Here is a 22,912-nt window from a genome sequence, read left to right on the forward strand (position 1 = left end):
ACGCGTCTACGCTTGAGCTTGCTGGTCTGCCTGCAGGTGCTTGACCGGGCACCCCGTGGGGAAGGTGCCGAGGTCTTCGACCTTGTAACCGTTCGGGTAGCTGCGGATGTTGGGCAGCTCGCGGGCGAATTTCCGCTTCGTACGCACCGGGAAGAAGCGCAGCAGACGCGCACGGACCTTCAGCGCACCGCGCGAGACGACGCGCATCGCGGTGCTCGGGTGCTTGTAGTGGAAGGCGTCGAGTAGGTGATCGTCCATGAGGGCGAACGCGAATCCCTTGACCAGAGCCTTCGGCGCCAGATTGTTGGGCGGGAAGGTGCACATCAGGTCGAGGGTGGAATCGGCAACGGCCCGCGCTCCGGAGTCGAATGAAAAGTGTTCGCGCTCATAGTCGTCGAGAAGTTTGACGAACCCCTCGTAGGTGTCAGGAGTGTCCTTGATGTTCATGTACCGACCCAGGTGGCGGTAATAGTTCGTCGACCCGACGATCTCGTTCTCGGTCATCTTCCGCCAGCCGTACTCGTCGAGCCATCTGACCGGCGTGACTACAAAGGTGGCCAGAACGTAGAGCATGTCGTCGTTGGAGATGTCGTAAGAACCGTGCATCTGATTCATACGACGCACGCTCTTGCGGCCTTCGGTGCTGCTGAGGCCGTGCTCGAGGATGGCGTCGAGGATCAGGCTGGTGTCGTCGTAGCGCTTCTGAACCTTGTCGGTGAACTCCCCGGTGGAGAAGAGAAGTTTGCCGATCGAGGGAACGGCGTACGTGCGAAAAAGGGCGAAGCTGAGCGCCTGATTGATGTCCCAGGGAAACTCCTGCGCCGCGAGAATGCGCGACATCTCTTCGTAATCGGTTTCGGGATCGAGTCGATCCGTGCGACTGCGGAGGTCGTAGCGCTTCATCTGAACACTCCCTGGGACTGGTCTGCGCGCTGCAGAGGTAGGTGTGAGCTGCACCACCGACTGTAGTTCTGACAACACGCGTTGTCTAGTGGTGTGAATAGTCGACTTTCCATCGTTTCGGGCGTTGTACCAGGGGTATCCGGAAAGTGTTGTCGACCCGAGGAGCAGCTATGAGCGTCACACGCACGGCCGGGGTTTTTGCGGCCATCGGATTACCGATTGCCGCGAGCGTCATGTTCGCCGGAGTCGCCTCGGCTGATCCGCCCCACCCTTTCGGCGGCGCCGCCGTCACCATCGGGTGCCCGAATCAGGGGTCACTGGCCTCGTTGACCGGGCTCACCGGCCAGTCCGGACCAGAGTCCAATCCGCCCATCGCCAAGGGTGATATTCGCTTCGATTCGTTCCCGGCAGCCGCGCCCATCCCGGCGGCGGGTCAGGTGACCGTTGCGTGGGTCAACACCGACACGGGTAAGTCCGGAATCGTCGACCTGGTAGGGGCGTACCCGTATCTCTCTGCGACGGTGAATACCGGCGTCGGCAATGTCGTTGCGACGGCGTTCGGTTCGATCAATTGGGGCAGTAGTCCCATCTGCCAGTCGAATCCGACGATCGGCAGGTTCATAGCCTGATCTTCGGCCCCTGATCGTCACAGCCTGAACGGGCACAGGGTTGGCGGTATCGCGTGATTATCTGTCATCTCGGAGATACCGCCGTGTCCGTCCCATCCCATATTCTGAAACGTGTTAGTTGAAAGCATATTTCAGGGATGGAAAAGGTGGCGACGTGAACGGGTCGAGCGCGCGTCAGTTGATGAGCCAGATGCTCGTCGAAAAACGAAACAGTCTTGCGCCCGAAAAGGTCGGCATGCGCTGCGAGGGTGCTCGCCGTATGCACGGACTCAGTCGGCGTGATGTCGCGCAGATTGCCGACATCAGTTTCAATCACTATCAGCGGCTGGAACAGGGTACGTCCGTTGGTGTTTCGGCTCCGGTCATCGTACGTATCTGCGACGCCTTGTTGATGGAAGACGACGAGAAGGCGCGCATGCTGGCGTTGCACCAGGCATGGGCGCGCCCTCGTCGACCGCTGGCTGGATCCCGAGTTGCCGGACCTCAGGCCGCCGGTGAAATCTCCGGTAGGCAGCGGGCCAGTTCGTCCGGCGTGTAGAAGAAACTCCCGGCGCTCACCGGAGCGCACGGGGCAGCAAATGCTGTCTCGCGCTCGTTGTAGAGCATTCGGACCAGCCGCTCACCGTCCGGTCCGGCGTAGACGTCCCACTGCACGTTGGCGGCCATCGGGCTGACATTCGCTCCGCGCCAGGGGTTGTTCGCGTAGGTGTACAGGTCACCCTCGGCCTGCGAGACGGTGCTCCCCGGCAGTTTCAGGAGCGCAGCGAAGGGGATGATCGTTTCTGCGTGTGCAAACCGGAAGTCTGCTCCCGGTACGGCGGCGTCGCCGGTGTGTTCCTGCAAGCCGCGCACGAACTCGTCGCGCAGGACGGTTGCCATCCGGTAGGTGACGTCTTCACCGGTGAAGGAAGGGCCCTTGGCGTAGAAGTCCTCGGCGTCGTTCGTGTACGCGAGCCACTGAGCGTCGTCGGAGTCGATGAACCGCTCGAAATTCCACTTGCCTTCTTCGGCCATGCCCGGAGTGATGATGTACGTGTTGTACAGCATGTACGCGGCGTCGACCTCGTTGTCGATCGTGCTGGAACCCTTGCCACGGTCGACGAGTGAGAACTCGCCTGCACTCAGCCGGTTCACGAAGTCCTCCGAGTAGAGCCTGAGCATCATGTGCCGCGAGACCTCGCGGGTGCGGGGAAGATCGGCGATCTGGTCGTCGACGGCTTTCAGTCGAGGATCGGACTCTTCGTAGTCCTTGTAGTCGGCGTTTGCATCCGAGTCGTGGAAGTAGAGAAGGTCGGCATCCGTGGTCACCGGCGCAACATCGCCGGCGACGGCCGGAAACGCACCGGTCAGGCCCTGAGCGAAGTTCTCGGCGCTGTCCACGGCACGGTCGACGCCCGACGAAGTCAAAGTGATGGTGCCCTGTTGCGCTGCGATGGCGTCGAACAATTGCGGGAGGCGCTCGGTGACGCGCGCTCCGAGCTGCCGATGTTCGGTGACCCCGAGTCCGCTGAGGTTGCCGTACCCGAGCTTCTTGTTGGCGGCCATGAGATCACGAAGCGCCGGGCCGAACTCCTTGCCGACGGGAGTCAATGCGTTCTCGGCTTCGGCGATTTCCCACAGCTGCAGGCTCAGGTCGTCGTACTTCAGACTCGACAGTGCTCTGGAACCATGGCGCGCAACACTTTCCGTGTACACCGGGATGTATCCGGTCGGCGGCGCCTGATAGTCGGCGATGCGCTGACCGGGAGTGTAGGGCGTCTTGGAGGTGAAACCGCCGTTGCTGACGGTCGGTGTCTCTGTCGAACCGGAACTCGAACCGGCGTCGAGCGAACCGAACGGTGACGCCGTGGCGATGGACTGGACGCTGCTGGTGACAAGCACGAGTCCGACAGCGCCGGCAGCGGCCAGCACGCCGAAGCGTGAGCTTCGCATGGTGAGTTGATCCTCTCCGTCGGTGCCGAGGTGACACGACGGAAGGAAAGTTAGAACAGCTAAGCGTCGGAATTGCTCCTATTTGCCCATGTGCAGATGGACGCGGGGTTACAAGTTTCGGATCCGCCGAGCTCAGGAGGGTTTGGCGGCAATCCCGATCGACACGGAGAGCGACAACGCGATGAGGGTCATGGCCAGCCACTGGTAGCTCTTGGGCGTGGGCTGCTTCTTACGTCCGAACTTGCTCACTGATGTCTCCCGTTTGTCCGTGGGTACTCAGCACATATTACTGTTCCATTACCCCGATTGCGTGGTCGACCTAAAACTGTGCGCGATCAGACAGCAGGCGGACCGTGAAGTCCGCCCGCTGCCCTGTGATCAGGAGGTCGTGCGCAGCTCCCGTCGCAAGATCTTGCCCGTGACGGTCTTGGGCAGTTCCTCCACCAGCACCACGGAGCGTGGGTACTTGTACGCCGCCATCCGCTGCTTGCAGTGATCGATCAAGTCTTCCGGCGTCACCGAGGCCCCCGCGACGAGGCTGACAAACGCCTTCACCGTCTCACCGCGGTATTCGTCGGCGATCCCGACGACTGCCGCCTCACGGACTGCGGGGTGCTCGGCAAGAACGTCCTCGACCTCGCGTGGCCACACCTTGTAGCCGGACGCAATGATCATGTCCTTCTTACGGTCGACGACGTAGAACCAGCCGGCTTCGTCCATGAAACCGACGTCGCCGGTGTGGAACCACCCGTCGCGAATGGCCGACGCACTCTCCTCCGGCTTGTTCCAGTAACCGCGCACCACCTGTGGACCACGGACGACCAATTCGCCGATCTCTCCGATCGGCAGGACCGCACCGCCCTCGTCTTCGATGCGGACCACGGTGTTGGGTACCGGAACGCCAACGGACAGTGCCCCGGACGTGGGGTCGACGGGGGTATCTGCCCCGACGGGAACGGCGTGAGTGGGCGACGTGGTCTCGGTCAGCCCGTAGATGTTGTGCAGCGCAGTACCGGTCATGGCGCGGACTGCCTCGGCGGCTGTCGGCGAGATGGGTGCGCCGCCGGAATACAGCAACCGCATGGAGGTGAAGTCTTCGGGCGCGCAACCCGGAGTGTTGAGCAGTGCGGTGAACGCAGTGATGGCGCCGACTGTGAATGTCGGGCGGTGCTCACGAATCGCGTCGAGCATCACCTCGGGCTGGAAGCGATAGGCCAGCACCAGCGGCATTCTCGCCAAGACGGACACCGCGATGTGACCGATCAACCCCGTGATGTGGAAGAGCGGTGCTACGCCGAGAACCGTGTCTTTCGGGGTGAGCCCCAGCCAGTCACGGTAGACCTGGGCGTTGAAGGTCATGTTCGCGTGAGAGGTCATCGCTCCCTTCGGCGGACCTGTGGTTCCCGACGTATAGGTCAGTACCGCAATGTCTTCCGGTGCAGCGTCGGTAGTGATCGGATCGCCGAGACGATGCTGGTCGATCAGCGTCGCGAGATCGTCGGTACCGAGGTCCTTCTTCACGATTCCGTCGAAAACCCTTGGATCGTTGCGGCTTTGGTACTCGAGTTCCGAGGTGGTGATTACTCGCCTGACCGGCGAGTCGGAGACGACGTTGCGGCCGACGGACTCGTAGAGCCCCTCGAGAGCGATCAGAACCGCTGCTCCGGAATCTTCGAGTTGGTATCCCAGTTCTCGTTCACGGCTCATGGGATTGATCGAGACTGCGACGCCGCCGGCTTTCCAGATTCCGGCGAGGGCGAGCACGAATTGCGGAACGTTCTGCAGGAAGAGTGCGACACGGTCTCCCTTCGCCAGACCACCTGCTCGTAGTGCGCGGGCCAGGGCGTCACTCTGCTGATCCAGTTCAGCGAAACTGAGTTGACCGTCGAAGTACTTCACAGCCGTGGCGTCCGGATCAGAGCGGACCGCCGCCGCCAACATTTCGAGCATTGTGGGCTGTTCGACGTCGATGTCGGGGGGAACGTCGTTGCGGTACAACGCCAACCAAGGGCGATCTTCGTATGTCATTTGATGGCAACCGGATTCACGGGAGAGCCGCTGGCCTTGGCAACCTTGAGCGGTGCGGCGACGTACAAGAACGTGTACTGGCCGTCGGACGCGCAGTCCGCGGCCAGCTTCTCCAGATCGCAGATCTCGGTGAACACCACACCGAGGTTGCGCATCAATGCGTTGTGGAGAACCAGTGCCACACCGTTTTCGGGGTCGGTGGTGACCTCGTTGGCAATGGTGTCGGTGACGAGGTTCGGAATCTCCATGTCCTGGAACCACTGGACGAGTTCGGGGCTGTAGATCAAGCCGGGCTCGCAGAATCCCTCGTAGAAGGCCTCGCCTTGGTCGAAGAACAGCTTGAGGAAGTTGGTACGGATGACGAGAATGTCACGCTTCTCGATGGTGACCCCCTGCGCTTCGGCGCAGGCCAAAAGATCATGGTGCGTGAAGGTTTCGGCCTTGTCGAGGTTTTCCTTGCCGCGGAACTTCGCCATGTCGAGAAGTACTGCGCGTCCGACGACGCCGCGGTCGGCAATCGGTTCGACGCTGGCCTTCTCCAGGCCGCCGACAGTGGTATCAGCCGAGTATCCGTTCCACAGGGCGCCGTCGTACCAGACGTGGCCGAGTGCGTCGTACTGCGTCGAGCCCTGCAGGAATGCGTCGATCTTGTCGTCCGCGTAATGCAGGCCGCCGGGGAAGTTGGGGGCGTCGTCGCCGTCCCAGCTGCTCTCGTCGAAGATCTGTGTGCGCTCGGCGGGGCTCCGGCCCGGCCAGACCGGATCACCCTTGGGATCGCCGATAAGACGTTGGAGTGTGAACACGGAACCCTGCTTGATGGTTCCGACGCCGCGAAGCACCTGTCCGGCGTCGAGGTAGTTCAGTGAACCGACCTCGTCGGACTCTCCCCACTTGCCCCAGTTGCTGGGTGCGTCGCGCAGGAGTTCTCCAAGATATGGCGCCTCGGTCATGGTGATTCGATCCTCTCGCTACCGACACCGAACGATCGCTCGGGCGGACCTGGGTCTTTGTGATCCACATCATGTTCAGGCCGATAACTAGTAGTCAACACGTTCATAGATTTCCGTGGTCATCGCATTGTTGGAAATCCTATGTTCGGCAATACTGAACACTGTGACCGAATTTGAGAATGCTGTCCTGATCGGGGCGTCGATCCGGCAAGCGCGGCGTCACAGCGGGCTCTCGCTGCGTGAATTGGCCAGGCGTCTCGATGTCAGCCCGGCGACGCTCAGCGCTGTCGAGACCGGAAAGACCAGAGTCAGCGTCGACAGGTTGGCGGCAATCGGCGGGATTCTCGGAGTGCGTTTCGACGCTCTGCTCCCGGCTGCGATAGTGCGTCCGCCGGAACAGCCGCGATGGGGAGGCGACGACGCCGACCCGGACGCACATTTTCGCCCGAACGAGTGGCGAAGGTTCGGTCCGAGTTCGTTCGATCCGGTGTTGGCTGCCGCGCTCGCGGAGATGGTGGAGACCGGATATCACGGCGCTGCGATGCGTGAAATCGCCAAACGTGCGCAGATGAGTGTTCCGGGTCTGTATCACCACTATTCCAGTAAGCAACAGATGTTGGCCGAAATTCTCGACCTCACCATGGCTGAACTGAACACGAGATCGTTGGCGGCTATCGAAGAGGGCGAAAGTCCCGACGAAAGATTGGCTTTCCTTGTCGAATGTGTGACCTTGTTCCATATCTATCGGCGTGATCAAGGATTCCTCGGCGCCAGCGAAATGCGCAGTCTCACAGCCGAGAACAGGTTGCGCATCACGGAATCACGCAACTACCAGCAATGGTTGATGACGAAGCAAGTGGACGACGGAATCGCCGCGGGTGTGTTCGAGACGGATCGGCCGCGACAGGCCGCGCGTGCGATTGTCGTGATGTGTGTCTCTGTCGCGCAATGGTATCGGCCGAGTGGGCCGCAAACGCCCGAGGAAATCGCACGTGACTACTCGCGTTTTGCGCTGGATCTGGTGCGCCTTCAGCGACCGTGACGGACGTCATCCGGTTCGGGTGATGCGCCTGCGGGCAAACGGGTCCATGCTTGGAAGGTATCCGTACCGCGACTCGAGTAAGGAACGAAACCCAATGTCTTCCAATCTGTCTCACAAGGCCTACATGATCGGTGCCGGCATCGGAAACCTCTCGGCTGCCGTCTATCTGATTCGAGACGGTGAGTGGAACGGTGAGGACATCACCATCATGGGCCTGGACATGCACGGAGCGAACGACGGCGAATCCGCCGCTACGTTTCAGCACCAGTACGGCCATCGCGAACTCGGTAACGACGCGGGTTTCATCAACCGCGGCGGCCGCATGCTCAACGAGGAAACCTACGAGAACCTCTGGGACGTATTGAGTGCGGTTCCGTCGCTGGACAACCCGGGAAAGTCGGTGACGGATGACATTCTCGACTTCGACCACGCGCACCCCACGCATGACGTCGCACGGTTGATCGACCGAGACGGTATTCGCAACAAGGGCGAGAACGATTACAAGCACATGCAATTCGACAACAAGGACCGGTACTTGTTGACGAAGCTGATGACGATGCCGGAGTCGGACGAGGCAAAACTCGACGACATCAGCATCGAGCAGTGGTTCGAGGACACTCCGCACTTCTTCACCACCAACTTCTGGTACATGTGGGAGACCACTTTCGCTTTCAAGCGGGTGAGTTCGGCGATGGAGCTTCGCCGGTACATGAACCGAATGATTCTCGAGTTCAGCCGCATTCAGACGCTTGCGGGTGTCACCAGGTCCCCGTACAACCAGTACGAGAGCATCATCTTGCCGATGCGGACCTTCCTCGAAGGTAAGGGCGTGAAGTTCGTCAACGAACTGAAGATCACCGAATTCGTGTTCAAGGACACCCCGCTTCGAGACGAGATCATCGTGACGGGACTCGATTACGAGAACGTCCGCACCGGGGAGAAGGGCCGAATCGACGTGGCGGAAGGCGATTTCGTCTTCGACACCAACGGCAGCATCACCGACAGTTCGTCGATCGGCGATCTGGATACTCCGATCGTCGAAGACATGAGATACGCGCCGAGTGCGCTGCTGTGGAAGCAGGCCACCGAGCATTTCTACGATCTCGGGAATCCCGACAAGTTCTTCGGGGACCGGGCGCAGAGTGAGTGGACCAGCTTCACCGTCACCACTTCGTCACACGAGCTCATCAACGAGATTTCCCGAATCACCAAGCAGCTCCCCGGAAATGCACTCAACACGTTCGTGGGCTCGAACGTGCTTCTGTCGATCGTGGTTCACCATCAGCCGCACTACCACGCGCAGAAGGAGAACGAAGGAGTCTTCTGGGGTTACTGTCTGTTCCCGCGCAAGGACGGCGATTACGTGAAGAAGCCGTTCATCGAGATGACCGGCCGGGAAATGCTGGAAGAGACTCTCGGGCATCTCGAGGCACTCGACGAGAGCGGTGCGCTCGCCGCGCGCCGACAAGAGATCACCGGCAGCGTCGTGAATTCGATTCCCAGCCACATGCCTTACGCCAGTGCGCTGTTCAATCGGCGAGCCGTCGGCGACCGGCCGCTGGTGGTGCCGAAGCACTCCAAGAACCTGGCCTTCATCAGTCAGTTCGCGGAGTTGCCGTTCGACATGGTGTTCACAGAGCAGTACTCGGTGCGGTGCGCTCAGGTGGCCGTCTACAAGTTCCTGGGGATTCCGGAAGACAAGCTCACCAAGATGCATCACTACGAGAAGGATCCGAAGGTCCTCGCCAAGGCCGCAGTGACGATGTTCCGCTGAGGGGTGCTCAGCGACCGTGCCGCTTCTCGTAGTCCTCGCGAGTGCGATCGGCACGGCGCTGGGCCTTCTCGTCGAGCAGTTCGGGATCGAGTCCGTGGCTCAGCAGGCGGTGACGGCGGTAGATGGTCCCGAGCGCCACGACGAAGTACGCGAGCGGGATGAGCAGCAAAGCCATCATGGCCAAGGGAATCCAGATCGGTCCCGGAATCAACAGGAACAGCAGAAGAATCAGCGTCGCCGGCACGGTGAAACGAATGATGTAGCGAGCCTGCGCACCCGGTCCGACCAGATCGTTCCGCACCCAGTCCTGGTACCGGTCGGGGAGCGTCTTCCCCAGGAGGTATCCGCAGTACTGGGGAAAGTTCGGGCGAGTCTGTTCGGCCATGGCCTCCAGGATAGTGCCTGGTACTGCCGCTTACGCCGGTGCCTTGAACGTGCGTCGGTAGGCGCTCGGTGAAACGCCGAGCGCTTCGTTCATGTGTTGACGCATCGATGTCGCAGTCCCGAAGCCGGTTCGAGCTGCAATTGCATCGATCGACAGATCGGATTCCTCCAGCAGCTCGCGTGCCCGATCGACGCGTCTGCTGGTCAGCCAGCGGTTCGGTGTGGTTCCGACTTCGTCGCGGAATCGACGGCTGAAGGTGCGGACGCTCATGTTGGCACGCGTCGCCAGGTCTGCCAGCGTGATCGGATCGCCGAGATGTTCGAGGGCCCAGTGCCGAGCGTCGGCAGTCGATTCCGAAGGCTTGTCGGCCAGTGGGCGGCGGATGTACTGCGCTTGACCACCGTCGCGCCACGGCGGTACGACGCAACGCCTCGCGACGGTGTTCGCCACTTCCATGCCGTGGTCGCGCCTGACGATGTGCAGACAGAGATCGACGCCTGACGCCACGCCGGCCGAGGTCAGGATGTGGCCTTCGTCGACGAACAGCACGTCGGGATCCACGTTCACCTTGGGATAGACACGCTGGAAATGGTCGGTGTTGCGCCAATGCGTCGTGGCGCGGAGTCCGTCGAGCAAACCGGCCGCGGCGAGGATGTACGAACCGGTGCAGATCGAGACCAGCCGGGTCCCCGGGCGGATGCGGTCGAATGCTGCGGTCAATTCGGGGGAGAGATAACCCTCGTCGAAGGCCGGGCCCAATTCGTACGACGCGGGGATGACGACGGTGTCGGCGGTGGCGAGCAACTCGCTCCCATGGTCGACCGAAATGCTGAAGTCAGCGTCGGTCCGCACGGGATTGCCGTCGATTGTGCACGTCAGGATCTCGTACAGCGGCCGATCCTCGACGTCGATGGCACGCCCGAAGATACGCGCGGGGATCCCGAGTTCGAAGGGAATGACTCCGTTCAGAGCCAGTACGACGACGCGATGCGGACCAGACATGGCTCGATTCTTTCATATATTGGCAATCTGGCCACTGTTCTCGATCGAATCCGAACTGCAGAATTCTCTCTGTGACTTCTGAGACCGCTCTCCCCGAATCGGGCCCGCAGCAGGTGAGCCCGCCGCGCTTTCACCGCGCGTGGTCCGTCGCGATCGTGGCATTCCTGGCATTGGTCGGAGCGGCGAGTTTCCGCGCCGCGCCGTCCGTCCTGATCGATCCGCTGCACGAGGATTTCGGTTGGTCCCGCGCCAGCATCTCGGCCGCCGTCTCGGTCAACCTGATCCTGTACGGGCTGACCTCGCCGTTCGCCGCTGCCCTGATGGAAAGGTTCGGTATCCGGGCGGTCGTCACTTCGGCGTTGGCGCTCATCTCGCTCGGCAGTGGTCTCACGATCTTCATGACCTCGAGTTGGCAGCTCATTCTGTTGTGGGGTGTCTTCGTCGGCCTCGGCACCGGTTCGATGGCGCTGGCGTTTGTCGCCACCGTCGTCGATCGCTGGTTCGTCGAGAAGCGTGGTCTCGTGACTGGCATCCTGACGGCCGGTGGTGCTGCCGGTCAGCTGGTGTTCCTGCCCGTCCTGGCGAAGCTCGCGGAAACGTACGACTGGAAGAGCGTCGCCTTCACAGTTTCGTTTGCCGCGCTGGCCGTCGTGCCGTTCGTCCTGCTGTTCCTGCGCAACTATCCGTCAGACGTGGGAACGACGCCGTACGGCGCGCCCGCCGATTACGCCCCACCCGCCAAGCCTGTCTACCAGCGCGGCGGCGCCGGAGGCCGGGCGATCTCGGTGCTGGTGATGGCGTCGAAGACCAAGGTGTTCTGGCTTCTCGCCGGTACCTTCGCGATTTGCGGCGCGAGCACCAACGGCCTGATCGGAACGCACTTCGTCCCGGCGTCGCACGATCACGGAATGCCGATCACGACGGCCGCGTCCCTGTTGGCGTTGATCGGAATCCTCGACATGGTCGGCACCATTGCTTCGGGTTGGTTCACCGACCGGATGGACTCGCGAAAACTTCTCGGCATCTACTACCTCTTCCGCGGAATCTCGCTGCTCTTCCTGCCGCTGCTGCTCGCCAACACCGTGAATCCGCCGATGATCGCGTTTGTCATCTTCTACGGGCTCGATTGGGTGGCGACGGTTCCGCCGACCGTCGCGCTGTGCCGTCAGCACTTCGGCGCCGACGCCCCCATCGTGTTCGGTTGGGTGCTGGCATCTCATCAGATCGGCGCGGGTCTGGTGGCCTTCTTGGCCGGCCTCGTTCGTGATCAGATCGGCTCGTACGACGCTGCATTCTTGGTGGCCGGCGCGCTCTGCGCGATCGCTGCAGTCATGTCGTTGTTGATCGCAAAACGTCCGAAAGAGGCAGTATTGGTTGACTCTGTCTGATTCGGCACTGTGATCGGTACCACCGACGGGGTAAGTTGTGTGTAACTCCAAGAACTACTCACCAGTAGGGGTACTGAAATGCCTGCTCCGTCCGCTGCGACCTTCTCGCGGCTCGCCGATCTGATCGCCATCGACAATGTTGCCGAACGCCCGACGAAGTCCATCACCGAGGTGTTCACCGGCAAGGAGCTGGCGACCATCCCCGTCGGCACCGCCGACGACGCACTTGCGGCCATCGCCCGTGCCCGCGTCGCCCAGAAGGAATGGGCCAAGCGCTCCGTCCTCGACCGCGCCGCCGTCTTCCACCGCTACCGCGACCTCATCCTCGAGAACCGCGACGCCCTCATGGACATGGCTCAGGCCGAGACCGGAAAGTCGCGTACCGCAGCTCAGGAAGAAGTCCTCGACATCTCGATGACGTCGCGTCACTACGCACGTGTGGCGCCGAAGCTGCTGCGCCCGCGTCGCGTCTCCGGCATGCTCCCGGGTCTGACGAAGACCGTCGTTCGATACCAGCCCAAGGGTGTCGTCGGCGTCATCTCGCCGTGGAACTACCCGATGACGCTGGCCGTGTCCGACGCCATCGCCGCGCTGCTCGCGGGCAATGCCGTTGTCCTCAAGCCGGACAGCCAGACGCCGTACTGCGCGCTCGCCTGCGTCGAGCTGCTCTACAAGGCGGGACTGCCCCGCGACCTCTTCGCCGTGGTTCCCGGACCGGGCTCCGTCGTGGGCACCGCGTTGGTCGAGAACACCGACTACCTCATGTTCACCGGTTCCACCGCGACCGGTCAGCTCCTCGCCGAGCAGGCCGGCCGTCGACTGATCGGCTTCTCCGCCGAACTCGGTGGCAAGAACCCGATGATCGTCGCGGCCGGCGCAGACCTGCGCGAGGTCACCGACGCCGCTGTGCGTGCGTGCTTCTCCAACTCCGGTCAGCTGTGCATCTCCATCGAGCGCATCTACGTCGAAGAGTCCATCGCACCCGAGTTCATCCGTATGTTCGGTGACCGCGTCAAGAAGATGAACCTCGCCGCCGGTTACGAATTCGGAATCGAGATGGGCAGCCTTGTCTCCGAGGCCCAGGTCAAGGCAATCTCCGCGCATGTCGACGACGCAGTGGTCAAGGGCGCCACCGTCATTGCCGGCGGCAAGGCCCGCCCGGACATCGGACCGCTGTTCTACGAGCCCACGCTGCTCACCGGGGTTCCCGAAGACGCCGAGTGCTACCGCGACGAGACCTTCGGGCCGCTCGTCTCGATCTACCCCGTCAAGGACGTCGAAGAGGCCATCGCTGCGGCCAACGACACCGAGTACGGCCTCAACGCCAGTGTGTGGGCGGGAAGCAAGGCTGCCGGCGAAGCCATCGCAGCGCGCATCCACGCCGGCACCGTCAACGTCGACGAGGGTTACGCACCCACCTGGGGCAGCACCGCAGCACCGATGGGCGGCATGGGTGTCTCGGGCGTCGGTCGTCGTCACGGCGCCGAGGGGCTGATCAAGTACACCGAGCCGCAGACCGTTGCCACCACCCGCGTCATGAATCTCGGTGGACCGCGCGGACTTCCGGCCAAGGTGTGGGCAAAGCTCATGCCTCACGCCATCAAGATCATGTCCTGGGTTCCGGGCCGGTAACGGGTGGAAACCGCCAGCGCGTACATCGAGGCAACTCCGGTATCGGTGTGGAAGGTTGTCAGCGACATCGAAGGTATGGGTCGCTTCAGCCCTGAAAACACCGGTGGAACATGGACTTCCGGAACTCCGGGCACTGTGGGTGCAAAGTTCAAGGGCACCAACAAGCACGGCCTGATTCGGTGGAGCACGCACTGCACGGTGGTCGACGTGGTCGACTGCCGGAAGTTCTCCTTCGAATCGGACGAGCCGAAGGCTCGGTGGACGTACGTGCTCGAGCCTTCGGGAACGGGCACTGTGCTTACCGAGACTCGTGAAATCTATGCGACGCCTGCGCTTTACGTCCGCATGATGTCGGGTAGCGGCCTGCTCGGTCGGGGTCGAGATCAGCTGATGCAGACCGGAATGGAAACCACTCTGGCGCGCATCAAGGCGTTTCTGGAGAGCTAGAAACATACACAAGTGGGGCTGCACTCGATTCGAGTGCAGCCCCACTTGTGTTGCTGCGGATCAGTTTGCAGTGGTGACAAGCGCGGCGTCGACGAGCGCGGTGTAGACACGCTCCGGCTCTTCGGCGATGCGATTGAGTACGTACAGCCACCACTGTGTTCCGAAGATGACGTATTCGCGTGTGGTGAAGCCCGCGGCTCGGAGTGCGTCCAGTTGCTCGGTACCGAGACCGAGCAGCATCTCGAACTCCACGTGGTCGGCTCTGAGCTTCGAATCATGCTCGGCGCGTAATGCTTCGAGGATGTCGCGGTCATGCGTCGCGATGGAAACCTGGTGACCCGATTCGACGATTCGGGCTGCGTAGTCGAGATACGCGCTTCGCAGTTCGGCACTACCGCGTGGGTAGGCGACGGATTCGGCTTCGAGGAAGGCGCCCTTCACGAGACGGATGCGGCCGGGTCGGTCCAGCAGAGCGGCGAGATCCTTTGCGGTCCGGTGCAGTCGGGCCTGAACAGTGATCCCCACGTGAGTGAAGCGCTCGGCCAGCCGCGCGTGCATGTCGAGGACCAGGTCGGTGCGATCGGACGCTTCGGCGGAGATGATCAGCTCGGCACCTGCGCGTTCCGTGGCCTCGGCCAGGCGCACGACATTGCGAAAGCACTGCTCCGGATCGATTACCAAGCCGATGTGCGAGAGGTCGAACGACACGGTGCTCTCGACACCCGACGTGCCGATTCGTTCCGCGAGTTCCACGAAAACATCGGTTTCGGCGTTCGCGAGCTCGGGATCCCGGACGCTTTCCCCGGTGTATTCGATGCTCGCCTTGTGTCCTCGCGCGAAGATCGAGGGGAGGCGGTCGAAAGCGTCGTCGATGGTTTCGCCGCCGATGTAGCGAGCGGCGACTTTCCGTGCGAGAGCTGCAGTCGCAGCGTCCGCCATGGTGCGTTCTTTCAGGGATTCGTCGAGTGCGAGGCGGCGTAGGACGTCTGCGGCCTGGGCTTGTAGATCCGTGTTCACGGCTTCAGCGTATCCGGACGAGGGTGCGGGAATTATTCTCCAGACCCTTGCGTTCGATCTATTGTCGATATATCGTCGATACGTCAAACAAACACAGACAGTCCAGGAGGACAACATGTACGCCTCACACAACAACCCAGAAATGCAAGAACGTCGCGAGCATGGCCGCCGAGGCCCGCATCGTGGACACGGTTTCCGTCGAGGATTCGATGGAGAGCGCCCCGAGGGTCGCTTCGAAGACCGAGCAGAAGGACGCCCCGAAGGCCGACGCGGTCGCGAAGGTCAGCGCGGACACGGTCGCCCCGACCAGCGCGGACACGGCCGCCCTCACTTCGGTGAAGCCGGCGCAGCGCTCCGTCCCGCGATGGGTCTACTCCGAGGCGCCGCTGTCGCGGTAGCCGCAGGTGGGACCGCTGAGCAGGTCGCCAAGGCAGAGGCAATTCTTGCCGAGGCACGCCGTGCACTGTTCGAGATGCTGGCGGAAAAGCCGGCTGACGTGCAGCAGGCTCACGCAGAATCTACCGACACACTGCCGGCAGAGTGATCACGGCGCTCAGGCGCCGACGGTGACTTCCTCGCTGTTCATGCCGGAAACGTGGCCGTCGGCGCCCTCTCGCCAGTACCCGACAACATTGTGCTTGTCGCGAGCAATTCCTCGAACTTCCCTCAGATGCTTACGAATACGACGGCTGGTTGCGCTTTCGCACGCCACCCACGCGTAGATGTCGGCCGATTCGGATTCGGGAAACTCGATCTTCTCCACAGCCTCGAACAGCGCGCTCGGCGCCTTTCCGAGGCCACTCCCCACGAGCCACGTGTACGTGACGTCGCCGCGAGTGACAAATTCCTGTCGATCCTCTTCGGTTTCGACCTCGATGATCGCCTGTGCGACATCGCCCTCTCGAAGTTCTTCGACAATCCTGCCCAGTCCGGGGAGACCCGTGGCGTCTGCGACCAGCAGCTGCCAGCGAGGACCCGCCGGTGCTTGGTAGTGGGACCGCGAACTGTCCGACCAGAAGACGCCTAGTAGGTGACCTGGTTCGGCCCGCAGGGCCCAATCCGCTGCAATACCGCCAGGGTGCACGACGAAGTCGATGTCCAGACGTCGGCCGCCGTCGTGCACCTTGCGCACGGTGTAGTGCCGCCACGGTGGCTCGGTTCCGAGATCGGCCTTGCCGTAGTCGGGATTGTTGAAGTAGTCGTAATCTGCTTCTGTTTCACCGGGTTTCGGGAACGCAATATCGATGCGCTCGTCGCCTTGTCCGCCGGTCGGCCAGTGCCAGTCGCCTTCTGCCTCGATGCTGATTCGCCGCATGTGCGGGGTCAGGGACGTGACGGTGACAACGCGGGCGGGTTCGCAGAAAGACATTCCTCGACCCTATTGGTCCTGCGTGTCGAAGTGGAGACAGATGCTGTCGCAAGACGGACATCGCGCGCAACCGAAAATGCCAGCGTATGCCCCGGGGAATGATTCTTCCCCGGTGCATACGCTGGCATTTTCAGTTATACCCGTTCAGGCGGCTGTCGGTGGGCTGTTCCCGCCGATCGGATGCTGGTGCGGATCAACCGACATCGGTGGGTAGAACACCGACTTCCGATCCGGGCCGATCTCCACCCGCCACTCCGTATGATGCAGCGTCCGATGATGATGACCGCACAACAAGATCAGGTTGTCGAGATCTGTTGGGCCACCATCATTCCAGTGAACAATATGATGAGCATCGCACCACCCCGACGGCGTCCCGCACCCCGGAAACGCGCACCCGCCATCCCGAACCGCAAGAGCCCGGCGCTGCGGAACCGTCGCCGTTCTCGCTTCCTTACCGCAGTCGAGCGGAACACCATTCTCATCCAACAAGATTCGGGTGACGGTGCAGTCGCACGCCAGCATCCGTGCAGTGTCGATACTGATCGGGCCCACCCAATCCGTCCACGCAAACCCGAGTTCCTCCGTCGACGGCAGCAGGTCTTTCAACGCTTGCAGATCCGTCAAGTCCTTCGCCGACGCAGTCACCGTGATGTGCGGTTTCACGCCGCCCTCGATCGGACCCAACCCCGCCCGCTCATACCGGCGCAACAACTCGCAAAACCCGTCCGCCCGTCGTAATGCCGGCGTGCGGGTGTCCTTGACACCGTCCTTCTCCGGTGTCGGAGCCGACAGACTCGACAACAACGTGATCAGACGGGCCCCGTTCACAGCATCCAAGTCGCCCTTCACAGTCACTCTGCCGTACAGGCCTTTCGAGGCGTAGAACTCGTTGCGCTCCGAATCCTCACCGACCGGAACACCGTCCTCACGCTTGCCGTACTGCTTCTCGATCCGCCGAATCGCCGCCCGCACCGCATCACAATCCGCGATGTTCTTCGACGCCAGACCAAGCAGAATTCCGCGAGCCTTGTCCACATCTGCCAGGGTCATGTTCTTGGGCGGATGCTGACAAAACGACGCCACCTGACGGGCTTTCAACGCATCCACATCACCGCGGTGAAACGCATCCGCCACAACAGGTTCGAGCATCAACAACCGCGCCAACCCGACCAGCAGACTGCACTCACCGATCTCCAAATTCGTCGAACCATGCAACCACTGCGCGATCGCCCGAAAACCCTTCCCCCCGAGAACCTCACGGGAAAACATTTCAACGATCAACAACACCATCCGCGACTGCAACTCGTGCCGGGCACGCGCCAGATCGAGAACCTCACTCTTGAGGTCCTCACCATCCAGCTGCCACGCTTCCCGACTGTCCATGAAGCAATCATATTCGAACAGAGTTTCGAACACAAGAGAATTGCAAGCGAAAATTACTGCTGTCCAGCTACTTTCGACAATTCGGACAAACGTCAGATCGAACCCAGCTCCCGCGCACGAGCTACCGCCGACGTCCGCGACTTCACGCCCAACTTGCCGAAGATGTGGACCAGATGCGATTTGACCGTGGTCTCGCTCAGGAACAGTTCTTTACCGATCTCTCGGTTGGATCGACCCGCCGCCACCAACTTCAGCACTTCGATTTCCCTTGGACTGAGGCTGGTTTCGGGTTTGCGTACCCGAGTCATGAGCTTCGACGCGATGGAGGGGGAGAGAACGCTGTCCCCGCTTGCGGCGGCGCGGACGGCCGACAGCAACTCGACCGGGGGTGTGTCCTTGAGCAGATAGCCGCTGGCTCCGGCTTCGACGGCGCTCAAGATATCCGCGTCCGTGTCGTAGTTGGTCACAACGAGTACGTGCGGCGGATTCGGCAGCGCGCATACCGCGCGGGTGGCGTCGACCCCCGTCTTGCCTGGCCCGAACCGCAGGTCCATGAGCACGAGGTCGACCGGCGTGGTGGCGCAGAAGGCTATGGCTTCCTCGGCGGTCCCTGCTTCGCCGACCACCTCGATGTCGGATTCGCTTTCGAGCAGCGCTCGCAGCCCGGCGCGCACGATCGCGTGATCGTCGGCGAGCAGCAGGCGGATCACTGTTCACCGACATCGAGGGGAAACGTCACCGCGACGGCCGTGTGTCCCGGCTCCGACTCGATGGAGAACGTTCCGCCCTGCAGTTCGACGCGTCGTCGAATTGCGTTGAGGCCAAAAGATTCCGCCGGTCCACGTTCGAGAACTGCCACGTCGAAGCCGCGGCCGTTGTCGACCACGTCGAGGCTGACGGTGTTGTCGGAATACGTCAGTGTCACAGCCATTCTGGTTGCATCCGCGTGGCGGAGAACATTGGACACCGCACCCTGGGCGATGCGCACCAGTGTTGCTTCGAGGGGCATAGGCAGCCGGATTGCCTCACCTTCGACCAGGGATCGCGCTTCCAGTTCAGGACTGCTCGCGCGTTCACAGATTCGACGAAGCGCATCGGCGAGCGACTGACCGTCCAGGGCCGCCGGTGTCAATTCGGCGATGAGTTGGCGGGTTTCGGCAAGACTGTCCGCTGCGGTTTCCCGTGCGAGGCTGATCTGCCGGATGGCCGGGCTCTCCGGATCGGCGCGTTCGGCAGCGTGAAGGAGCATCTGGATGCTCGAAAGTCCTTGGGCCACGGTGTCGTGGATCTCGGCTGCGAGCCTTTCACGTTCGGCGAATTTTCCGGCATCGCGAGACGTCGACGCCAATTCTTCACGGGTGTTCATCAATTCGTCGATGAGACGTCCGCGCTCGGCTGCCTCCCGGTACAGCGCCTGATATCCGAGACCGATAGCAACGGCTACGGCGGCGCCGATGATCGGGCCGACGGCGCCGGCCACCGTCCACCCACGATGCAATCCGGTGCCGATCACGGCGACGGCCGTTGCCGCGGTGACGGCCAGCAGGCTCCAGGGGCGCCGCAGAATATGGAGATAGAGGAAGAAGAGTCCGAATGCGAGGTAGGCGGCGTCGGCGGATACCGCCATCGTCGCGATCCAGACGAGGGTCAGCACGGCCAGCCACCAGCGGGCAGCGTTGCCGCGCAGCCTTTTGGCAACGCCGAAAAGATAGACGGCAACAAAGATCACGGCCAACGCGATGATTGTTGCGGTGAGGTCGGATTCGTCGATCAGCGCTCGAAGAAACACCACACCGGCCAGCGCCATGACAAGGACATGCAGGCCCAGTTGTAGGCCGGCGAAGACAGGCGTGAGCGGAGATCGGTGCATCTCGCCCAGCTTAGCGAGGTTCGGGCCTGGTTCATCCATCAAAAGTTGTAAACCGGGATGGTTCTTTCGAGCGCTGGAATGTCGATCCGAGGTGCGATGGAAAAAGTCTGCATCCGCGAGAGCGTAGAGGCAAGCACAGGAAAGGAATTCACAGTGTTTGTCGCAATGAGGGACTTACGGGCAGCGCGAGGTCGTTTCGCGCTGATCTCCGTCGTGGTTCTGTTGGTTGCACTTCTCGTCAGTTTTCTCAGCGGGTTGACTGCAGGACTTCGCCATCAGAACGTGTCGGCCATCGAGGCCATGAATGCCGACACGGTGGTGTTTGCAGACACCGGAGCTGGGGCGTCGTTCGACGAGTCGGCGCTCACACAGGACCAGGTCAACGCCTGGGCCGGGGCCGCGAAGGATGTCGATCCCATCGGAATCGGCCGCGGGAAGGCAGGATTGGCCGACGGAAATCAGAAGTCGGTGGCCCTGTTCGGTGCTGACGGCGGTTTCGGTGACGTAACGCCGTCGGCGTCAGGCACGGTGGTGTTGAGCGAAGGTGCCGCCCGCGATCTGGGGGCGGGCGCCGGCGATCAGGTGAGCGTCGGTACGCAGCAGTTCACCGTCAGCGACGTTCGCGGTGACGACTGGTACAGCCATTCGCCCGTCGTCTGGATGACGCTCGGTGACTGGCAGGCGGCCAATCCACGCGGCGGAGTTGCGACAGTACTGGCTGTCACCGGAGCCTCCGACGCTTCCGCAACGGACAAGTCAGCCGCGACGACGTCGACGACGGTCAGCGGTTCGCTCGACGCGATCGGTTCGTACAAGTCGGAAAACGGGTCGTTGACGCTGATGACGCTCATGTTGTTCGCGATCTCGGCCCTGGTGATCGGTGCGTTCTTCACGGTGTGGACGATCCAGCGAACCCCGGACATCGCGACGTTGAAAGCGTTCGGCGCGACTACTGGTTCTCTGGTGCGCGACGCACTGGGCCAGGCGCTCATCGTTCTGATCGCCGGCGTCACCGTCGGAATCGGGCTGACGGCCGTGGCCGGCTCGCTGATCGGAGACGCCATGCCGTTTGTCCTGGACGCATCCACGACCGTCGTACCTGCCGTGGCATTGATCGGACTCGGTCTGCTCGGCGCGGCCTTTGCACTTCGATTCCTCTCGACCACCGATCCACTCACAGCATTGGGGAGCGCACGATGACCATGACAACCGGCACCACAGTTCTCGACATCCAGAACGTCGATCTGACGTTTCCCGACGGGCAATCGCGGGTGACGGCGCTGGACGACGTGTCTCTGCGACTGCACCGCGGCGAGATCGCCGCAATCACCGGACCTTCGGGTTCAGGCAAGTCCAGCCTGTTGGCGGTGGCGTCGACCCTGATCCGTCCGGATTCCGGGCACGTCTATCTCCGGACGCCGGAAGGCAGCACCGACATAGCGGCGCTGAGTCGGAGGGCGGCGTCGGAATTGCGACGCTCGTCGATCGGAATCGTCTTCCAGCAGTCCAACCTCGTGTCGTCGTTGACGGCTCTGGAGCAGCTCGAGGTGATGGCGCATCTGGGGCAGTCCGTTTTCACGTCACGGACCCGTCGCAAGGCCGTGAAATCAAAAGCGATGGATTTGCTGGACGCTGTCGGGCTCGCGGATCAGAGCGGAAAACGACCGTCTCAGCTGTCGGGTGGGCAGCGACAGCGCGTCAATCTCGCGCGAGCATTGATGAACGATCCGCAGCTTCTGGTGGTCGACGAGCCCACCAGCGCGCTCGATCAGGAGCGCGGTGCCGCTGTCATGGATCTGATCATCGGGGTGGTGCGGGAACACGAGGCGGCAACCCTTCTCGTGACACACGACCGAAGTCACCTGTCTCGGATGGATACTGTCTATCGTGTTGTTGACGGTTCCTTGGCGGAGGACCAGGAGGCGCTCGCGGCGTAACTCAGGCGGGCACGATTCGGGCATTCGTCACTGCATCCTGGCGGGAAGTCAACCCGCGATTTGCTGGGCAGTTAGACTGTTGTCGACTCGGGCAACTTGAGAGGACGTGTTATGGAACGCCGCCGCAATGTTGCGCAGCCGCCACAATCGCCGATTGCGGATCTGGAGCAGATGCCTGCTCTGATTCTCCTCGACAGGCTTCCGGTGCCGGTTATGGCCGTTCACCGCGACGGCAGCATCGTTTTTGCCAACCCGTCCTTCGCTGACATGCTGGGATATCCCAAGAAGGCCGTCTCGGCGTTGCGTTTGCAGGACATTCTCTACGACAAGGATGCCGACGACGTCAGTGCCGAGCAGGCTCATCGTGAACTGAGTTCCGAGCCGGGCTCGGTCAAGGAGTTCGTGCACTCGGACAGCACATTGGTGCGCGCGACGGTCAGTCAGTCTCTGCTCCGACGGGACGACGACACGATCACCCTCGCCGTCCTTCACGATCTGACGGAACGCCTGTGGAACAACCCACGGCACATCGACGACAAGCCCACCAAGTAGTCCCAGCTACTTCCGGGATTTGACGGTTCGGTCCAGGCCCAGGGTGGCGGCAAGGGTGTTGACCACCCATTCTTCGTACTTTTGGCCGGTCCAGCCCGCGCCGACCACGAGGTCTGTGTACGTCTCGGGACTGAGCAGCGTGAGTGCGACGTTCACGGCTGTTTCGAGGTCGACGGTTGGCGCTTTTTCGACGATGCCGACCATCAGATGTTCCTGCACCGTGCGTCGCTGAGTGCGGTTGATTTGCCAAAGGCGGGCGGCGTCCTCGTCCGCGGAAGCAGCGGCCCGCAGGGCCAACAGGATGTCCGCGGTACGCTCCAGAATGAGCCGTCCGTGGTGAACCTGAATCCGGAGTTGCCCGAGTGGATGTGGGGCGCCCAGTGCCGCCGCCACCCACGGACGGTCGAGAGTTGCCGTCTTTTCCTCGTCGCCCGCAACGGCCACGTCGAGCAGTGCTGACAGCACGCTCGGCTTGTTGCCGAACACAAAATAGACACTCTGCACCGACACGCCCGCCGCCGCGGCAAGCTGTTTGATCGTGGCGGCCGCGTAGCCGGGATCGACAAAAACTTCACGCGCTGCCTCGATGATCTTGCGCCGCGCCGACGTGTCTTCCCGAAGTACCTCAGTCATGATTAGAGTCTAACTCTAGAGTCGAACTCTAGCGACTCG

The 22,912-nt window shown here is 62.0% G+C and carries 24 protein-coding genes; 11 read left to right on the plus strand and 13 right to left on the minus strand.

What is annotated here, in order from left to right; translation table 11 throughout:
* Positions 1 to 6: 6 nt before the first annotated feature.
* Positions 7 to 903: an oxygenase MpaB family protein gene (locus RA302_RS00475; RefSeq protein ID WP_166501588.1), complete on the minus strand. Its 897-nt coding sequence runs from the start codon at positions 901 to 903 to the stop codon at positions 7 to 9.
* Positions 904 to 1,073: 170 nt separating this feature from the next.
* On the opposite strand from RA302_RS00475, the gene RA302_RS00480 reads away from it, so the two are divergent.
* Positions 1,074 to 1,532 (plus strand): hypothetical protein, encoded by a 459-nt coding sequence (locus tag RA302_RS00480; RefSeq protein WP_019746277.1) that lies wholly within the window; start codon positions 1,074 to 1,076, stop codon positions 1,530 to 1,532.
* A 154-nt stretch (positions 1,533 to 1,686) separates the two neighbouring features.
* Positions 1,687 to 2,070, plus strand: a complete 384-nt coding sequence (locus tag RA302_RS00485) for a helix-turn-helix transcriptional regulator (protein ID WP_070796722.1) — start codon at positions 1,687 to 1,689, stop codon at positions 2,068 to 2,070.
* Here RA302_RS00485 and RA302_RS00490 read toward each other — a convergent pair.
* The 3 genes from RA302_RS00490 to RA302_RS00500 form a co-directional block, all read right to left on the minus strand.
* Positions 2,016 to 3,464, minus strand: coding sequence for a histidine-type phosphatase (locus RA302_RS00490; RefSeq protein WP_166501589.1), 1,449 nt, complete (start codon positions 3,462 to 3,464; stop codon positions 2,016 to 2,018). The genes RA302_RS00485 and RA302_RS00490 overlap by 55 nt on opposite strands.
* Before the next feature lie 378 nt (positions 3,465 to 3,842).
* A complete protein-coding gene (locus RA302_RS00495) occupies positions 3,843 to 5,492 on the minus strand; it encodes a long-chain fatty acid--CoA ligase (protein WP_166501590.1) in 1,650 nt (549 codons plus the stop codon).
* Positions 5,489 to 6,442 (minus strand): cyclase family protein, encoded by a 954-nt coding sequence (locus tag RA302_RS00500; RefSeq protein WP_003943547.1) that lies wholly within the window; start codon positions 6,440 to 6,442, stop codon positions 5,489 to 5,491. Before RA302_RS00500 ends, RA302_RS00495 begins: the two co-directional genes overlap by 4 nt.
* A 115-nt stretch (positions 6,443 to 6,557) precedes the next feature.
* Between RA302_RS00500 and RA302_RS00505 the strand changes: the two genes are divergently transcribed.
* Positions 6,558 to 7,484 (plus strand): TetR family transcriptional regulator, encoded by a 927-nt coding sequence (locus tag RA302_RS00505; protein ID WP_166501591.1) that lies wholly within the window; start codon positions 6,558 to 6,560, stop codon positions 7,482 to 7,484.
* 46 nt (positions 7,485 to 7,530) lie between these two features.
* Positions 7,531 to 9,258, plus strand: a complete 1,728-nt coding sequence (locus tag RA302_RS00510; RefSeq protein ID WP_166502881.1) for an oleate hydratase — start codon at positions 7,531 to 7,533, stop codon at positions 9,256 to 9,258.
* A 7-nt stretch (positions 9,259 to 9,265) separates the two neighbouring features.
* Here RA302_RS00510 and RA302_RS00515 read toward each other — a convergent pair whose 3' ends face one another.
* Positions 9,266 to 9,643, minus strand: coding sequence for a DUF5313 family protein (locus tag RA302_RS00515; RefSeq protein WP_003943558.1), 378 nt, complete (start codon positions 9,641 to 9,643; stop codon positions 9,266 to 9,268).
* Between the two features lie 30 nt (positions 9,644 to 9,673).
* Positions 9,674 to 10,645: a helix-turn-helix domain-containing protein gene (locus RA302_RS00520; protein ID WP_166501592.1), complete on the minus strand. Its 972-nt coding sequence runs from the start codon at positions 10,643 to 10,645 to the stop codon at positions 9,674 to 9,676.
* 71 nt (positions 10,646 to 10,716) lie between these two features.
* Between RA302_RS00520 and RA302_RS00525 the strand changes: the two genes are divergently transcribed.
* The 3 genes from RA302_RS00525 to RA302_RS00535 all read left to right on the plus strand — a co-directional run bounded on the left by RA302_RS00525 (position 10,717) and on the right by RA302_RS00535 (position 14,112).
* Entirely contained in the window at positions 10,717 to 12,033 is a 1,317-nt protein-coding gene (locus tag RA302_RS00525) for an MFS transporter (protein WP_021332663.1), read from the plus strand.
* A 78-nt stretch (positions 12,034 to 12,111) separates the two neighbouring features.
* A complete protein-coding gene (locus RA302_RS00530) occupies positions 12,112 to 13,665 on the plus strand; it encodes a succinic semialdehyde dehydrogenase (RefSeq protein ID WP_046377681.1) in 1,554 nt (517 codons plus the stop codon).
* Between the two features lie 3 nt (positions 13,666 to 13,668).
* A complete protein-coding gene (locus tag RA302_RS00535) occupies positions 13,669 to 14,112 on the plus strand; it encodes an SRPBCC family protein (RefSeq protein WP_019746286.1) in 444 nt (147 codons plus the stop codon).
* Between the two features lie 60 nt (positions 14,113 to 14,172).
* On the opposite strand, the gene RA302_RS00540 is transcribed toward RA302_RS00535, so the two are convergent.
* Complete coding sequence (locus tag RA302_RS00540) at positions 14,173 to 15,129, minus strand: proline dehydrogenase family protein (RefSeq protein WP_060938727.1); 957 nt, start codon at positions 15,127 to 15,129, stop codon at positions 14,173 to 14,175.
* 124 nt (positions 15,130 to 15,253) lie between these two features.
* The gene (locus RA302_RS00545; RefSeq protein ID WP_166501593.1) at positions 15,254 to 15,448 is read right to left on the minus strand and encodes a hypothetical protein; all 195 of its coding nucleotides are present in this window, start codon (positions 15,446 to 15,448) and stop codon (positions 15,254 to 15,256) included.
* 45 nt (positions 15,449 to 15,493) lie between these two features.
* On the opposite strand from RA302_RS00545, the gene RA302_RS00550 reads away from it, so the two are divergent.
* Complete coding sequence (locus RA302_RS00550; RefSeq protein WP_019746296.1) at positions 15,494 to 15,673, plus strand: hypothetical protein; 180 nt, start codon at positions 15,494 to 15,496, stop codon at positions 15,671 to 15,673.
* A gap of 9 nt (positions 15,674 to 15,682) precedes the next feature.
* Here the strand turns inward: RA302_RS00550 and RA302_RS00555 are convergent, their stop codons facing one another.
* The 4 genes from RA302_RS00555 to RA302_RS00570 all read right to left on the minus strand — a co-directional run bounded on the left by RA302_RS00555 (position 15,683) and on the right by RA302_RS00570 (position 19,751).
* Positions 15,683 to 16,498, minus strand: coding sequence for a siderophore-interacting protein (locus tag RA302_RS00555; protein ID WP_166501594.1), 816 nt, complete (start codon positions 16,496 to 16,498; stop codon positions 15,683 to 15,685).
* A 144-nt stretch (positions 16,499 to 16,642) separates the two neighbouring features.
* Entirely contained in the window at positions 16,643 to 17,881 is a 1,239-nt protein-coding gene (locus RA302_RS00560) for an HNH endonuclease signature motif containing protein (protein WP_238054104.1), read from the minus strand.
* 92 nt (positions 17,882 to 17,973) lie between these two features.
* Positions 17,974 to 18,591, minus strand: a complete 618-nt coding sequence (locus RA302_RS00565; RefSeq protein WP_166501595.1) for a response regulator transcription factor — start codon at positions 18,589 to 18,591, stop codon at positions 17,974 to 17,976.
* Entirely contained in the window at positions 18,588 to 19,751 is a 1,164-nt protein-coding gene (locus RA302_RS00570) for a sensor histidine kinase (protein ID WP_225320223.1), read from the minus strand. Before RA302_RS00570 ends, RA302_RS00565 begins: the two co-directional genes overlap by 4 nt.
* Positions 19,752 to 19,904: 153 nt before the next feature.
* On the opposite strand from RA302_RS00570, the gene RA302_RS00575 reads away from it, so the two are divergent.
* The 3 genes from RA302_RS00575 to RA302_RS00585 all read left to right on the plus strand — a co-directional run bounded on the left by RA302_RS00575 (position 19,905) and on the right by RA302_RS00585 (position 22,240).
* A complete protein-coding gene (locus RA302_RS00575; protein WP_166501596.1) occupies positions 19,905 to 20,951 on the plus strand; it encodes an ABC transporter permease in 1,047 nt (348 codons plus the stop codon).
* Positions 20,948 to 21,688, plus strand: coding sequence for an ABC transporter ATP-binding protein (locus RA302_RS00580; protein WP_020968047.1), 741 nt, complete (start codon positions 20,948 to 20,950; stop codon positions 21,686 to 21,688). The genes RA302_RS00575 and RA302_RS00580 overlap by 4 nt, the downstream gene beginning before the upstream one ends.
* 111 nt (positions 21,689 to 21,799) lie before the next feature.
* The gene (locus RA302_RS00585; RefSeq protein ID WP_003943598.1) at positions 21,800 to 22,240 is read left to right on the plus strand and encodes a PAS domain-containing protein; all 441 of its coding nucleotides are present in this window, start codon (positions 21,800 to 21,802) and stop codon (positions 22,238 to 22,240) included.
* 6 nt (positions 22,241 to 22,246) lie between these two features.
* On the opposite strand, the gene RA302_RS00590 is transcribed toward RA302_RS00585, so the two are convergent.
* Positions 22,247 to 22,873: a TetR/AcrR family transcriptional regulator gene (locus tag RA302_RS00590; RefSeq protein WP_019746303.1), complete on the minus strand. Its 627-nt coding sequence runs from the start codon at positions 22,871 to 22,873 to the stop codon at positions 22,247 to 22,249.
* Positions 22,874 to 22,912: the final 39 nt, after the last annotated feature.

It is taken from the genome of Rhodococcus sp. DN22, from assembly GCF_036669995.1.
GTDB lineage: Bacteria > Actinomycetota > Actinomycetes > Mycobacteriales > Mycobacteriaceae > Rhodococcus_F > Rhodococcus_F erythropolis.